The organism is Kitasatospora sp. NPDC059795 (assembly GCF_042732175.1).
GTDB lineage: Bacteria > Actinomycetota > Actinomycetes > Streptomycetales > Streptomycetaceae > Kitasatospora.
In genome coordinates, this window is the sequence record NZ_JBHWID010000001.1 from 441,831 (window position 1) to 456,189 (window position 14,359).

At 74.8% G+C, this 14,359-nt stretch carries 13 protein-coding genes; 10 read left to right on the plus strand and 3 right to left on the minus strand.

What is annotated here, in order from left to right; translation table 11 throughout:
- The first annotated feature begins 276 nt into the window (after positions 1–276).
- Positions 277–969: a pyridoxamine 5'-phosphate oxidase family protein gene (locus tag ACFV4P_RS02070; protein WP_380466301.1), complete on the plus strand. Its 693-nt coding sequence runs from the start codon at positions 277–279 to the stop codon at positions 967–969.
- A 48-nt stretch (positions 970–1,017) separates the two neighbouring features.
- Here ACFV4P_RS02070 and ACFV4P_RS02075 read toward each other — a convergent pair whose 3' ends face one another.
- Positions 1,018–2,298: an MFS transporter gene (locus ACFV4P_RS02075; RefSeq protein WP_380466303.1), complete on the minus strand. Its 1,281-nt coding sequence runs from the start codon at positions 2,296–2,298 to the stop codon at positions 1,018–1,020.
- A 56-nt stretch (positions 2,299–2,354) separates the two neighbouring features.
- Between ACFV4P_RS02075 and ACFV4P_RS02080 the strand changes: the two genes are divergently transcribed.
- The 5 genes from ACFV4P_RS02080 (at position 2,355) to ACFV4P_RS02100 (ending at position 8,717) form a co-directional block, all read left to right on the plus strand.
- On the plus strand, positions 2,355–2,918 hold the full coding sequence (locus ACFV4P_RS02080; RefSeq protein WP_380466305.1) for a CGNR zinc finger domain-containing protein: 564 nt from the start codon (positions 2,355–2,357) through the stop codon (positions 2,916–2,918).
- A complete protein-coding gene (locus ACFV4P_RS02085; RefSeq protein ID WP_380466307.1) occupies positions 2,915–4,444 on the plus strand; it encodes an SDR family oxidoreductase in 1,530 nt (509 codons plus the stop codon). Before ACFV4P_RS02080 ends, ACFV4P_RS02085 begins: the two co-directional genes overlap by 4 nt.
- A 237-nt stretch (positions 4,445–4,681) precedes the next feature.
- Positions 4,682–6,901, plus strand: a complete 2,220-nt coding sequence (locus ACFV4P_RS02090; protein WP_380466309.1) for an NADP-dependent isocitrate dehydrogenase — start codon at positions 4,682–4,684, stop codon at positions 6,899–6,901.
- 369 nt (positions 6,902–7,270) lie between these two features.
- Entirely contained in the window at positions 7,271–7,741 is a 471-nt protein-coding gene (locus ACFV4P_RS02095; RefSeq protein ID WP_380466311.1) for an NUDIX domain-containing protein, read from the plus strand.
- Between the two features lie 55 nt (positions 7,742–7,796).
- Complete coding sequence (locus ACFV4P_RS02100; RefSeq protein ID WP_380466313.1) at positions 7,797–8,717, plus strand: CehA/McbA family metallohydrolase; 921 nt, start codon at positions 7,797–7,799, stop codon at positions 8,715–8,717.
- 7 nt (positions 8,718–8,724) lie between these two features.
- On the opposite strand, the gene ACFV4P_RS02105 is transcribed toward ACFV4P_RS02100, so the two are convergent.
- Positions 8,725–10,464 (minus strand): cation:proton antiporter, encoded by a 1,740-nt coding sequence (locus ACFV4P_RS02105; protein WP_380466315.1) that lies wholly within the window; start codon positions 10,462–10,464, stop codon positions 8,725–8,727.
- A 131-nt stretch (positions 10,465–10,595) separates the two neighbouring features.
- Here ACFV4P_RS02105 and ACFV4P_RS02110 point away from each other — a divergent pair, with 131 nt between their 5' ends.
- Entirely contained in the window at positions 10,596–11,936 is a 1,341-nt protein-coding gene (locus ACFV4P_RS02110; RefSeq protein ID WP_380466317.1) for an NAD(P)/FAD-dependent oxidoreductase, read from the plus strand.
- Between the two features lie 115 nt (positions 11,937–12,051).
- On the plus strand, positions 12,052–12,711 hold the full coding sequence (locus ACFV4P_RS02115) for a zinc ribbon domain-containing protein (protein ID WP_380466319.1): 660 nt from the start codon (positions 12,052–12,054) through the stop codon (positions 12,709–12,711).
- A gap of 75 nt (positions 12,712–12,786) precedes the next feature.
- On the opposite strand, the gene ACFV4P_RS02120 is transcribed toward ACFV4P_RS02115, so the two are convergent.
- Complete coding sequence (locus ACFV4P_RS02120) at positions 12,787–13,032, minus strand: hypothetical protein (RefSeq protein WP_380466321.1); 246 nt, start codon at positions 13,030–13,032, stop codon at positions 12,787–12,789.
- A gap of 168 nt (positions 13,033–13,200) precedes the next feature.
- Here ACFV4P_RS02120 and ACFV4P_RS02125 point away from each other — a divergent pair, with 168 nt between their 5' ends.
- Both ACFV4P_RS02125 and ACFV4P_RS02130 read left to right on the plus strand, forming a co-directional pair.
- On the plus strand, positions 13,201–13,830 hold the full coding sequence (locus ACFV4P_RS02125; protein ID WP_380466323.1) for a helix-turn-helix transcriptional regulator: 630 nt from the start codon (positions 13,201–13,203) through the stop codon (positions 13,828–13,830).
- 41 nt (positions 13,831–13,871) lie between these two features.
- A complete protein-coding gene (locus ACFV4P_RS02130) occupies positions 13,872–14,351 on the plus strand; it encodes a DUF3291 domain-containing protein (RefSeq protein ID WP_380466325.1) in 480 nt (159 codons plus the stop codon).
- The last annotated feature ends 8 nt before the right edge of the window (positions 14,352–14,359 follow it).

The following is a 14,359-nucleotide window of genomic DNA, read 5'->3' on the forward strand; positions in this document are numbered from 1 at the left end:
CGGGTCCCCGCGGGCCTCTTCGCCCGCCTCGGGGTCGCTGACCACTCTTCCCCCACCCCGGAGGGCCCGCCAGGGTCGCGGGGCCCGCACGGGTGGGCCGTTGGTCCCTTCGGCACAGGGCCCCGTCCGTGACGGGTCGGAGCCGGTGCGCGGGGCGGTGCGCGGGGGCCGGGCCGGTTGCGCGGGGGAGCCAAACGGGCCCAAGGCCTCTGCCGGGGAGGCCCGGAGTCGCGCACCATGGAGGTGTCGCCACCATCAGGCGCCACCATCAGGGAGGTGACCGAAGTGAGCACCGACGACGCACCCGCCACCGCCGGCGCACCGACCGGGCTCGCCCGGCGCTTCGCCGCCCGCCTCGCCGACCTCGGACTGACCGAGGCGCAGGCCGCGACCAAGGCCGGAATGTCGACCGCCTACCTGCGCCGGGTGCTCGACCTCGGCCGCGACTTCGACGCCCCGGCGCTGCTGCGACTCGCCGCCGTCTGCGGCCTCGACTACCAGGAACTGGTCGCCGGCCGCCCCGCCGACCGCGTCCACGACGCCGCGTCCGGACCGCACGCCGACGGCGGCCCGCCGCTGGTCGGACCGCCGGTCCTCGGCGAGCTCGACGTCGCCGAGTGCTGGGACCGCCTCGGCAGCAGCGGCCTGGGCCGCCTCGCCCGCACCGGCCCCGACGGCCCGGTCGTCCGGCCCGTCGGCTACGTGGTGCACGACCGCACCGTCCTCTACCGCACCAACCCCGACGGCGCCCTCGCCCCCGACGCCGGCCGCGAGGTCGCCTTCGAGGTCGACCGCGCCGACCCCGACCTCCGCGAGGGCTGGAGCGTCCTGATGACCGGCCCCCTCGACTACGTCACCGAGCCGGACCTCCTCGCCGAACTCCCCCAGCCGCCCGCGCACGGCCGCTGGGTCCGCCTGACGCCGACCACCGTCACCGGTAGGTCGATCCGCACCAACCGCGCGGCCTGAGCCCGGCCGGCCTGCGGGTCGGGTACCCGGCCTGCGCACTCGACACCCTCATCGACCCGAACCGCCCCCGCGACGCGCGGCCGGCGCGTTCCCGCGCCGGGGCGGGCGGCACAGGGCCGCGGCGGCGGTCAGGGCGGCGGCGAGGGCCAGGGTGGCGGGCACCGAGCGGGTCGCGAGGGGGCCGGCCAGCGCGGCGCCGAGGGCGAAGGCGGTGATCTTGAGACTGGCGCCGGTGGCGAAGATCTGACTGCGCAGGCGGGACGGGGCCTCGCGGTGCCGGACGGCGAACAGGCCGGTCAGCTGCGGGCCCTCGCCGAGACCCGCCAGAACGGCGGCCACCACCAGGACGAGCGGCCCGCCGGTCGCGGCCAGGGCCAGTGCGGCCGCCTGGAGCAGCGCGCCGAACCGGACCGCCGCGTCCGGCGCGAGCAGATGCGGGCGGCGGGCGAGCACCGCGTTCGCGAGCAGGGCGGCCACCGCCGTGCAGGCCAGCAGGAGCGGGCCCCGGTTCGCGCCGCCGAGGGCGCGTTCGCCCAGCAGCGGCAGGCAGGCCGCCAGCATGCCCTGCCCTGCGGACGCGCCGACCGAGACGACCGTCGCCCGCGCCAGTGCCGGGCGGGACATCAACACCCTTAGGCCGGAGGCGAGTTCGGCGCGCAGGGAGACGGCTTCGCGGCCGGGCGCGGCGTGCTCGGGGGCCGTGGTGGGGCACAGCCGGGGCCGACTGTCATCCGGGTGCGGATCGGTGTCGTCCAGGCCCGCGCGGCTCGTCCCGTCGCGGGCGGGCAGGGCCCACGCGGCCGGCAGCGCGGCGGCGATCAGGGCCGCCGCGATCAGGACGGCCGCGTCCCCGCCGAGCGCCGTCGCCGTCGCGCCCGCCAGGGCCGGGCCGGCGAGCGCGGCGGCGTCGTAGGTCATCGCGTCGAGGGCGGTGGACCTGGCCAACAGCGGTGCCACGCGCGGAAGTTGGGACGTCCATCCGGCGGACACGGCAGGGCCGAGCAGCCCGGCGGCGGCGGCCAGCGGGAGGACGGCGGGCAGGGGGAGCCGGCCCAGAGCGGCGAGGACCGCCAGCAGACCCGCCGCGTACAGCCCGAGCGACCGGGCCAGCAGACGGCCCGGCCGGGGGGAGCGATCGAGGCGGATGCCGAGGAGAGGGCCGCCGAGGGCGGAGGCGGCGGTCAGGGCGGCGAGCAGGGCGGCGGACCCGCTGGTGGAGCCCGTCGCGGCGAAGCCGGCCAGCAGCAGCGCGGGACCGGACATCTCGTCACCCGTGCGGGCCAGCGCGGCACCGGTCAGGCAGCGGGCCAGGGGAGTACGGCTGATCACCCGCCGGACGCTACGTCGGTAACGGAAAACCCCACAAGGTGCGTTACATTGCCGACGTGCCGACCACCCCAGCCGACCCGCGCCCGTCCGTCCTCACCTCGGCCCGGCGCGCCGCCGCCCTGATCAACGCCGCCACCGCCGACCCGTCCGCACTCGCCGAGATCCTGCGCGCGCACGGCGAACCCGAGCCCGTCGCGCTCACGGACCAGGACGCGGACGCACTGCGGGCCGCCGCGGGACTGCTGCGGGAGGTGTTCGACGCGCCCGACACCGACCGTGCGGCCGCCGCCCTCAACCGCCTGCTGCGCGAACACACCGGCCCGCTGCGGCTCACCACCCACGGCGGCGCCACCGGCTGGCACCCGCACCTCGACCGCGACGACGACGCGCCGTGGGACGAGTGGCTGATCGCCTCGTCCTGCCTGGCGCTGGCCGTGCTGCTGTGGGAACGCGGCCGCCCGCCCGGCGGGAGCTGCGCGGCGTCGCGCTGCCGGAACGTGTACCTGACGCAGGGCAGCGGCCCCGAACGCCGCTACTGCTCCCGCCGCTGCGCCACCCGGGAGCGGGTCGCCGCCCACCGCCGCGCCCGGATCGCCGAGGAACCGCCGATCCGGGGATGATCGACCGAACCGACCGAACTGACCGAACCGACCGGCGGAACGAGGAGGCGGAGACGGTGCGTTGTCTGGTGACCGGCGCGACCGGATATCTCGGCGGGCGACTGGTGCCCGAACTGCTGGCCGACGGCCACCGGGTGCGCTGCCTGGTGCGGGAGCCGTCCCGGCTGCGCGACCACCCGTGGCGCGGCGCGGTGGAGGCCCTCGCGGGGGACGTCACCCGGCCCGAGACCCTCGACGGGCCGCTCGACGGCGTGGACGTCGCCTACTACCTGGTGCACTCGCTCGGCACCGGCCCGGACTTCGAGACCCTGGACCGGGAAGCCGCCCGCGCGTTCGGGCACGCCGCCGCCCGGGCCGGGGTGCGGCGGATCGTCTACCTGGGCGGGCTGGCGCCGCGCGACGTCCCCGAGGGGCAGCTCTCGCCCCACCTGCGCTCCCGCGTCGCCACCGGGAGGGCGCTGCGCGAGGGCGGCGTGCCCGTCACCGAGCTGCGGGCGGCCGTGGTGATCGGCTCCGGCTCGGCCTCCTTCGAGATGCTGCGCCACCTCACCGAACGGCTGCCCGTGATGGTCACCCCGCGCTGGGTGGACACCCGGATCCAGCCGATCGCCGTCCGCGACGTCCTGCGGTACCTGGTCGGCGCGGCCGGACTGCCGGACGGACCCGACACCGACCGGGTGTTCGACATCGGCGGGCCCGAGGCGCTCACCTACCGCGCCATGATGCAGCGCTACGCCCTGCTGGCGGGCCTGCGACGCCGGGTGATCGTCGCGGTGCCGGTACTCAGCCCGGGACTGTCCGCGCACTGGGTCGGCCTGGTGACGCCCGTCCCCGGCGCCCTGGCCCGGCCGCTGGTCGAATCACTGCGGCACGAAGTGGTGTGCGCCGAACACGACGTGGCGCGCTGGATCCCCGACCCGCCCGGCGGCGCGATCGGCTTCGACCGGGCCGTCTCGCTCGCGCTGCGCCGCATCCGCGACGACGAGGTCGCCACCCGCTGGTCCTCCGCCTCGCTGCCCGGCGCGCCCAGCGACCCGCTGCCCACCGACCCCGACTGGGCGGGCGGCAGCCTCTACCAGGACGTCCGGGAACGCCACGTCGACGCCGACCCGCAGGCGCTGTGGCAGGTGGTGGAGGGCATCGGCGGCGAGCACGGCTGGTACTCGTTCCCGCTCGCCTGGTGGGTGCGCGGCGCGCTCGACCGGCTGGCCGGCGGCGTCGGCCTGCGGCGCGGACGGCGCTCGCCCGGGCGGCTGCGGGTCGGCGACTCCCTCGACTTCTGGCGCGTCGAGGAGATCGAACCCGGCCGCCTGCTCCGCCTGCGCGCCGAGATGCGCCTGCCCGGCCTGGCCTGGCTCGAACTCACCGTCACCCCCGAGAGCGGCGGCGCACGCTACCGCCAACGCGCCCTCTTCCACCCCCACGGCCTCGCCGGCCAGGCCTACTGGTGGTCCGTCGCCCCCTTCCACGCCGCAGTCTTCGGCGGCATGGCCCGCAACATCGCCCACCGCGCAGAGACCCGCTGACGACACCAACCCTCGCCACGGGAGGCGGCACGTCGGGGGAGCCTGAGCCGGGTTTCGAGGTGCTGCCGGGTGGTCGGGGCGGTGGGAAACGGGGAGGTCATGGCGGCAGTCTGGCCTGGCCCGCCGACATCGGGCGGGGCCCGTCGGGGGACGTGTGCGGGGGGTTGGTTGCGGAGATGCCCCCGAGTCGAGATATCTTGACGTCAAGACGTTGCAGACGTGGAAGCTGGAGCTACGGTGACTGACTCGACCATCATCTACACCCACACGGACGAGGCGCCCGCCCTCGCCACGTACTCCTTCCTGCCGGTTGTCCAGGCCTACGCCGCCACCGCAGGTGTGAGCGTGGAGACCCGGGACATCTCGCTGGCCGGTCGGATCATCGCCGTCTTCCCGGAGTACCTCCAGGAGGACCAGCGCATCGCGGACGCCCTCGCCGAGCTGGGCGAGCTGGCCAAGACCCCCGGCGCGAACATCATCAAGCTGCCGAACATCTCGGCCTCCGTCCCGCAGCTGAAGGCCGCCATCGCGGAGCTGCAGGCCCAGGGCTACGCGCTGCCGGAGTACCCGGACGAGCCGAAGACCGACGAGGAGCGCGACGTCCGCGCCCGCTACGACAAGGTCAAGGGCTCCGCCGTCAACCCGGTGCTGCGCGAGGGCAACTCGGACCGCCGCGCCCCGCTGTCGGTGAAGAACTACGCCAAGACCCACCCGCACCGCATGGGCGCCTGGTCGGCCGACTCCAAGACCAACGTCGCCACCATGGGCGTCAACGACTTCGCCTCCACCGAGAAGTCCGCCGTGATCGCCGCGGACGGCGCGCTGCGCATCGAGCTGGTCACCGAGGACGGCGCCGCCACCGTGCTGCGCGAGAAGGTCCCGGTGCTGGCCGGCGAGGTCGTCGACGCGTCCGTGATGCGCGCCGCCGCGCTGAACGAGTTCCTGGCCGCGCAGGTCGCCCGCGCCAAGGCCGAGGGCGTGCTGTTCTCGGTGCACCTCAAGGCCACCATGATGAAGGTCTCCGACCCGATCCTGTTCGGCCACGTGGTGCGCAGCTTCTTCCCGAAGACCTTCGCCGCGTTCGGCCCCGAGCTGGTCGCCGCCGGTCTGAACCCGAACAACGGCCTCGGCGGCATCCTGGCCGGCCTGGACAAGCTCGCCAACGGCGCCGAGATCAAGGCCTCCTTCGACGCCGAGATCGCCGACGGCCCGGCCCTCGCCATGGTCGACTCCGACAAGGGCATCACCAACCTGCACGTCCCCAGCGACGTCATCGTGGACGCCTCGATGCCGGCCATGATCCGCACCTCCGGCCACATGTGGGGCCCGGACGGCAAGGAGGCCGACACCCTGGCCGTTCTGCCGGACAGCTCCTACGCGGGCGTCTACCAGGCCGTCATCGACGACTGCCGCGCCCACGGCGCGCTGAACCCGGCCACCATCGGCTCGGTCCCGAACGTCGGCCTGATGGCCCAGGCCGCCGAGGAGTACGGCAGCCACGACAAGACCTTCGAGATCGGCGCCGCCGGCACCGTCCGCCTGGTCGACGCCGACGGCGAGACCGTGCTGGAGCAGGCCGTCCAGCCGGGCGACATCTTCCGCGCCTGCCAGACCAAGGACCTGCCGATCCAGGACTGGGTCAAGCTGGCCGTCACTCGCGCCCGCGCCACCGGCGACCCGGCCGTGTTCTGGCTGGACTCGAACCGCGCGCACGACGCCGTGCTGATCGAGAAGGTCAACACCTACCTCCCCGAGCACGACACCGAGGGCCTGGACATCCAGATCCTGTCCCCGGTCGAGGCCACCAAGCTCTCCCTGGAGCGCATCCGCCGCGGCGAGAACACCATCTCCGTCACCGGCAACGTGCTGCGCGACTACCTGACCGACCTGTTCCCGATCCTGGAGCTGGGCACCAGCGCCAAGATGCTGTCGGTCGTCCCGCTGATGGCGGGCGGCGGCCTGTTCGAGACCGGCGCCGGCGGCTCCGCCCCGAAGCACGTCCAGCAGCTGGTCAAGGAGAACTACCTGCGCTGGGACTCGCTCGGCGAGTTCTTCGCGCTGGCCGCCTCCTTCGAGCACCTGGCCACCACCACCGGCAACACCGGCGCCAAGGTCCTCGCCGACACCCTGGACCGCGCCACCGGCACCTTCCTCAACGAGGACAAGTCGCCGTCGCGTCGCCTCGGCGGCATCGACAACCGCGGCAGCCACTTCTACCTGTCCCTGTACTGGGCCCAGGAGCTGGCCGCGCAGACCGAGGACGCCGCGCTGGCCGCCGCGTTCGCCCCGCTCGCGCAGTCCCTCGCCGAGCAGGAGCAGGCCATCGTCGACGAGCTGATCGCCGTCCAGGGCCAGCCCGTCGAGCTCGGCGGCTACTACCAGCCCGACCCGGCCAAGGCCGCCGCCGTGATGCGCCCGTCGAAGACCTTCAACGACGCGCTCGGCACCCTGGCCTGACGCACCGTCGGAGCGCCGCCGCCACAGCCCCTCGCGGGGCGGGCGGCGGCGCTCCGCGTTTTCCGGGCGCTCCCGGACACGGTGCGGACGGTGGTTGATCCCCGGTCCCGCCTTCGGACACGGCACGGATGGTGGTTGATCCCCGGTCCCGGCGCTGCTCAGGGCCTGTCCGGTCGTTCTTGCCGGGCGCGCGCCGCCGGATCATCCCGCCTGGACGCACCGGCAAACCATCCAAGTACACCCAGTACGAGGACGGTTCGCCGGCACGCCCAGCCGGGCGCGAAATGGGGGCACCTCCCGGCCCGCAAGGGCCGGGGGAGACGCGCGCTGATCCGACAAGATCGACCGGACAGGCCCTAAGGTACGGGCATGGCCACTCCGAAGTTCATCCTCGACCTGCGCGAGCACATCGGGCACGCCCCGCTCTGGCTGTCCGGCGTCACCGCGGTGGTCGTGGAGGAGGGCAGGATCCTGCTCAACCGCCGCTCCGACAGCGGGCGTTGGGCGCTGCTGCACGGCATCGTCGAGCCCGGCGAGCAGCCCGCCGACGCGGTGGTGCGGGAGGTGCTGGAGGAGACCGGCGTCACCGTCCGCCCCGAGCGGATCACCAGCGTGCTCACCCTCCCCGCCTCCGTCTGCGCCAACGGCGACCAGGTCCAGTTCCTCAACGTCGCCTTCCGCTGCCGCTACCTGGCCGGTGACGCCCACGTCAACGACGACGAATCCCTCGCCGTGGACTGGTATCCCCTCGACGCCCTCCCGCCGCTCTCCGCGAACGACACCCTGCTGCTCGACAAGGCCCTCGCCGACGCCCCCGCCCCCTGGTTCGCACTCGGCTGAGCCGCTCGCGGAACTCCCTTGCGGTGCAGCGCCGTTGACGGCGGGGAGGTGGGCGATGGGCGACTGGTACCGGGGCGACTGCCATGTGCACTCGGTGCACTCGGACGGTCAACTCACGCCCGCCGAACTGGCGGCGGCGGCCCGCGCCGCCGGGCTGGACTTCCTGGCCGTCACCGAACACAACTGCCCCGCCCCGCCCGGCGTTTGGGACGAACTCGGCGGCGACGACCTGCTGATCCTGCTCGGGCAGGAAGTCACCACCCGCACCGGCCACTGGCTGGCCCTGGGCCTGCGCCCGGGGCAACTCGTCGACTGGCGGCACCGGGTGGGCGATCCGGCCTTCGACCGGGCACTGCGCGAGGTGCGGGCGGCCGGCGGTCTGTGCGTCGCCGCGCACCCCCACGCGCCGTACCCGGGCGGGGACTTGATGTTCCCGCTGGAGGCGTTCGACGCGGTCGAGGTGTGGAACGGCGAGTGGACCTCCGACCGGCCGTGGAACGCCGACAACCATGCCGCGCACGCCGAATGGGGCCGCCGGCTGGCCGCCGGAGTGCGCGCCGGACGCCCACAGCCGGCCCTCGGCAACAGCGACGCCCACCTGCCGGGCCAGCTCGGCACCCCGCAGACCGTCGTCCACGCCGAGCAGCTCGACTCCCCGGCGATCCTCGCCGCGCTGCGCGCCGGACGCAGCTGGATCGCCGAATCCGCCGCCGTGGAGCTGGAGTTCACCGCCGAGGCGGACGGCCGCCGGGCCGGCATCGGCGAGCGTCTGGCCACCGCGGGCCGCCCCGTCGCCCTGCATCTGGACCTGGCCGGGGTGCCCGACCCGCAGGTGCGCGTCCACACCGAACGCGGCAAGGCGCGGTGGCAGGCGGGCCTGACCGCGGATGCCGCCGAGACGTCCTTCGTGCGGGTCGAGGTCCGTCACCCGGACGGGCGGCCGGCGGCGCTGACCAATCCGATCCTGCTGACGTGAGGCCGCGTCAGGGCGGGCCGAGGGTGATGCGTTCGGTGATCTGCCCGGGCTTGGCGGGGCGGCCCCGGGGGGTGGCGGGGAGGAGGGTGCCGGTGCGGTCGAGGGTGAAGAGGAGGGTGTGGCCGGGCGGGAGTGGGCCGTGCGCGGGGTGGCGGCGGACGGCGGCGCCGGCGGCGTGGCGGCGGGCGAGTTCGGGGGCGGTGAGGGCGGCGGGCAGGACGGAGACCGGCGGGCCGGGGGCGGTGATGCCCGGACCGGGACGGGTGGCGGCGAGGCGGTGCACCGGGAGCGGGGTGGTGTCCCGCAGGACGGTGGCGGCGAGGGCGTTGAACTCGTCCTCGGGGGTGAGCAGGTAGACCGCGGTGATGCCCTCCTGTTCGGCGGTCTCGGCGAGCAACTCGCCTTCCGCGAGCGGGAGTCCGGCGGCGGTGATGCGGGCGCGCTGCTCGTCGCGGCCGGCCCAGAGCAGCACGTCGAGGCCGGCCGAGCGCAGTACGGTGGCGAGTTCGACCGTCCACGGTTCGCCGCCGACCAGCAGCGGGCGCGAGCGGGCCCGGCGCACCACGTGCAGCAGGCGGGCGACGGGGACGGCGGTGAGGCCGTACAGGGTGACGGTGGCGACGACGACCACGAACGTCGCGGGCAGGATCTTCTGCGCGCCGCCGACGCCGGCCGCGACCAGGCCGGTGGAGAAGGTCGCGGCGGTGGACGCGGCGACGATGCCGCGCGGCGCCATCCAGCCGACGAAGGCCCGCTCGCCCTCCGTCAGTCCGCAGCCCGCCGTGGACAGCGCGCCGACCAGCGGTCGCACCAGCAGCACCAGGACGGCGACCAGCCCGAGCGCGGGCAGCAGCACCGGGCGCAGCGCGGACCAGGAGACGGTGGCGGAGATCGACACGAACAGCACGCCGACGATCAGCGACACCAGGGTCTCGAAGAACGGCCGGCGGGCCGGCAGGTCGAACGCGGGGACGGTGGCGACCACCACGCCCATCACGATCGCGGTGATCAGCCCGGTGTCGTCGCGCAGCGCGTCGGCCGCCGCGGCGACGCCCAGCACGGCCGCCAACTGGACGCTGGTGCCGAGGACTTCGCCGAGCCGCACGCGCACCAGCAGCCACCACAGCAGGGCCACCCCGAGTAGCCCGAGGGTCAGGCCGACGCCGACACTGGCCGCGAACCCCAGCAGGCCGTGGCCGAGGGTGCGGTGCTGCTCGTTGAGCAGGGCATGGAAGACCAGCGCGCCGAGGATGCCGCCGACCGCGTCGATCAGGGAGCCCTCCCACAGCAGGATCCGCTGCACCCGCTCGGTCGGCCGGACGAAGTTCAGCAGCGGGCCGACCACCGTCGGCCCCGACACCACCAGGATCGCGCCGAGCATCACCGCCGCCCCCGCCGACAGCCCGAGCAGCGGGGCCGCCACCAGCGCGGCGGTCGGCGCGGTCAGGGCGACGCCGACCCACACCAGCCGGACCACCGCGTGCCGGGTGCCGCCGGTGAGTCGCCGCAGGTCCAGGCCGAGCCCGGCGTCGTACAGGACGACCGCGACGGCGAGCGACACCAGCGGGGAGAACGCCGGGCCGAGCAGCCGGTCCGGTTGGACGTCGTCGGTGAGCGCGCCCGCCGTGAACCCGGCCGGCAGCAGCAGGATGATCGCCGGGACGCGCAGCCGGGCCGCCAGCACCTGGGACGCCACGGCGAGCACCACCGTCAGCCCCGACCCGATCAGGATCTGTTCGGAAGTCACCGGCCAATCCCACGACGGACATTGACGATCCGTCGGCTCGCAACGCCCGCAGGGTCGCCCGGACGGCGCAGTGGCGGTCGGAGCCGCGCGCCCCGGTGACGGTGCGCGTCGTGTCCCCTACTGTACGGTGCATGAGTCCTGCGGGGAGGGCGGTCGGGGACCGCGGCACGGCGGTGGTGATCGGCGGCGGGCCGGCCGGGTGCCTGGCCGCCTGGGCGCTGCGCGGCGTCGCGCGGCGGGTCGTGGTGGTCGAACGCGACCGCTACCCGGACGGCACGGACTTCCGCGCCGGCGTCCCGCAGGGTCGGCACGGGCACCTGCTGCTGGAGGCCGGGCACCGCGCCATCGACGAGCTGATGCCCGGAGCGCTCGCCGAACTCCTCTCCGCCGGAGCCCAGTTGGTGGCCGTCCCGAGCGGCCTGCGGGTGCTCACCTCGATCGGGCACCTCGCCCCCTACGACAGCGAGGTGACGATCCTCAGCTGCAGCCGGCCGCTGCTCGACCGCACCGTCCTCGACCGGGTCCGCAGCGAACCGTCGATCGAGATCCTGGAGGGCACCGAGGTCGTCGGCCTGCTCGGCAGCCGGCAGGGCGTCACCGGCGTGCAGCTGCGCGAACGCGGCCGCGAGGGCGCGCCCGTCACCGACCTCGCCGCCGAACTGGTCGTCGACGCCGCCGGGCGCGGCACCCGCTCGGGGCGGTGGCTGATCGGGCTCGGCTTCCCCAACACGCCCGTGGAGCGGATCGACGCCGGCGTCGCCTACGCCAGCCGGTTCTACCACCGCCCGCCCGGGCGCGAGGACCAAATCGCCCTCGACGTGCAGACCCGCGCCCCCGAACACGGCCGGTTCGCCGTCCTGCTGCCCGTCGAGGGCAACCGCTGGCTGGTCAGCCTCGGCGGCATGCGCGGCTTCGAACCGTCCATCCAGCCGCAGGAGTTCGAGAAGCAGCTCGGCGAACTCCGGGACCCCGCCATCGCCGAGGCCATCGCCGGCGCCGAACCCGTCGGCCCGGCACGGGGGTTCGTCCCCGGCCCGAGCGTGTGGCGGCGCCACGAACGCACCGACCCGCCCGGCTTCCTCGCCCTCGGCGACGCCGCGTGCACCTTCAACCCGGTCTACGCGCAGGGCATCAGCGTCGCCGCGCTCGGCGCCCGCGCGCTGCGCGAGGCCGCCCGCCGGCACGGCGCCCTCGGGCCCGCCACCGTCCGCGAGGCCCGCCGGGCGATCTGCGCCGTCACCCGGCACCCCTGGGTGATCGCCGCCAACGAGGACGTCCGCTTCGCCGGCACGACAGGCGGTGGACGCGGCCCCGTCGTCCGCCTCCAGCACCGCTACCTCGACCGCGTCCTCGTCCGCGCCGCCACCGACGCCACCGTCTCCGCGGCGTTCCACCGCGTCGTCTCCATGGTGGAACCGCCGAGCGCGCTGTTCCGTCCCTCCGTGCTGGGACCAGTCCTCTTCGGCCGCTGACCCCCGTCAAAGGGGCACCACCAGGCGGAAGTTCGGGGGCCGGTCCCGGCTCCGGCACGGCCGTGTGGGAGCCTTGCGGCGAACCTGTGAGAACTGTGGGGGTAAGGCGGCGGCCATGAGTGAGATCTATTTCAGCAACAACTACCGGGACCTGAGCGAGCAGCACGGCACCGGCGCGGGATTCCAGTTCGAGTTCTCCTGCTCGCGCTGCTACGACACCTGGCGCTCACCGTTCGAGCCGTTCCGCACCGGGCAGGCCGCGGGCTGGATCAACAAGGGCGTCAACGCCGCGTGGAGCCTGCTCGGCGGCAGCGCCTCCAACGGCCTCACCAACGCCGCTGACGGCCTGGCCGGGGCGAGTTGGGGCAACGGCCGCGACGCCGCCTTCGAACGCGCCGTCGGCAACGCCCAGCAGCACTTCAAGCGCTGCGCCCGCTGCACCCACTACGTCTGCGAACGCTGCTGGAACGCCGCCCAGGGCCTGTGCCTGGGCTGCGCGCCCGACACCGCCGCCGAGGCCGTCGCCGCCACGCAGCGCGGCCTCAACGACGCGGTGGTGGAGAACGCGTACCAGCACGGCCAGTCCCAGGCCCGGAACTTCGACGTCACCGCGCCGCGCCAACTCGTCTGCCCGCAGTGCAGCGCCGAGACGCACGGCACCCCGTTCTGCCCGGCCTGCGGCTTCCGGCTCGCCCAACCCGCGCAGTGCACCTCCTGTCACGCGGACGTTCCCGCGGGCTCGGCGTTCTGCCCCAGCTGCGGCACCCGCCGCTGACCGCACCCGCCGCTGACCGCACGCGCCGCTGACCGCACCTGACGGCCCGGCCGCACCTCGCGTGCGGTCGGGCCGTCAGGTGCCGACGCTGGGCAGCAGGAGGACGCGGTCGGGGTCGTACGGGCGCCAGTGCGGCTCGGCGCCGATCAGGCGCAGACGGCACCAGGGGGTGCCGTCGGGGGCGTGCCACCAGGCGTTGATGCGGCCGAGGGTCCAGTCGTCGGAGTCGTCGAGGCGGACCTCGACGGGTTGGTAGGCGGGGCGGACTTCGGGTTCCGGCGGGCACCAGGCGGGGTCGGTCCGCAGCTGCGGAGGGAGCACTGTGGGCCTCCTTCGAGTCCGATCGGGAGAGATCACTCTACAGAGGTGTAGATAGTGCTGGCGGGGAATCCCCGAGCCTGGCGCAACGTCGCCGCCCCGGCAGCGGATTCGCGCCACCGGGCAGCCGCACGTTCTTTCGGGTACGACTGTTGGTCATAGACTCGCCGAATGACTGCTGAGGACGACTCGTACGCGGTGCTGGGCGCGCTGGGCGAACCGGTGCGGCGCAGGCTGTACCGGCATGTGGCGGGGGCGCTGGAGGAGGTGGGGCGGGACGCGGCGGCGGAGGCGGTCGGGATCTCCCGGTCGCTGGCCGCGTTCCACCTGGACAAGCTGGTCGAGGCCGGGCTGCTGACGGTCTCCTACCGGCGGCTGTCGGGCCGGACCGGCCCGGGCGCCGGGCGGCCGGCCAAGCTGTACCGGCGGGCGGAGGGGGAGTTCGCGGTGTCGGTGCCGCCGCGCTCCTACGACGCGGCCGGCCGGCTGCTCGCCGAGACGGTCGAACGGGCCGGGCTGGACCTGGAGTTGCAGGCGGCGGCGAAGGCCGCCGGCGCGGCGGAGGCGGACGCGGCCGGGGCGGACCTGGAGGAGGCGCTGCGGGCCCGCGGCTACGCGCCGTTCCGGGACGGCGAGGTGCTGCGGCTGCGGAACTGCCCGTTCCACGCGCTGGCCGAGGAGTTCCCGGGCCTGGTCTGCGGGATGAACCTGGCGCTGCTGGACGGCCTGGCGGGGGAGGAGTGGTCGGCGAGGATGGAGGCGTGCCCGGGCGGATGCTGCGTCGCACTCTCTAAAAACTAAAATCATTGACGATAGATCGTGGGGCGGGCCATGCTTGCCCCATGACCGGTTATCAGCTCGCCCAGATCAACATCGGCCGCCTCCTCGCCCCACGCCACTCCCCGCTGGTCGCCGACTTCGTCGACCAGCTCGACGAGATGAACGCCCTCGCCGAGCGCAGCCCCGGTTTCGTGTGGCGGCTGGTGGACGACGCGGAGCCGGCGGCGGTCGCCGCGCACCCCGAGCTGGCCGACGAGAAGTTCCAGCTCAACTGCTCGGTGTGGGAGTCCGTCGAGGCGCTGTGGGAGTACGCCTTCCGCAGCGACCACCTGCGGGTGCTGAGCCGCCGCCGCGAGTGGTTCGAGCGCCCCGACGGCCCGCACCAGGCCCTGTGGTGGGTCCCGGCCGGCCACCGCCCGACCGCCGCCGAGGCCATGGGCCGCATCGCCCGCCTCCGGGACCACGGGCCCGGCCCGGACGCCTTCACCTTCCGCGACCGCCACCCGGCGCCGGAAGCCCGGGCGGCGGCCGTACGGATCTGAGCGGTCGT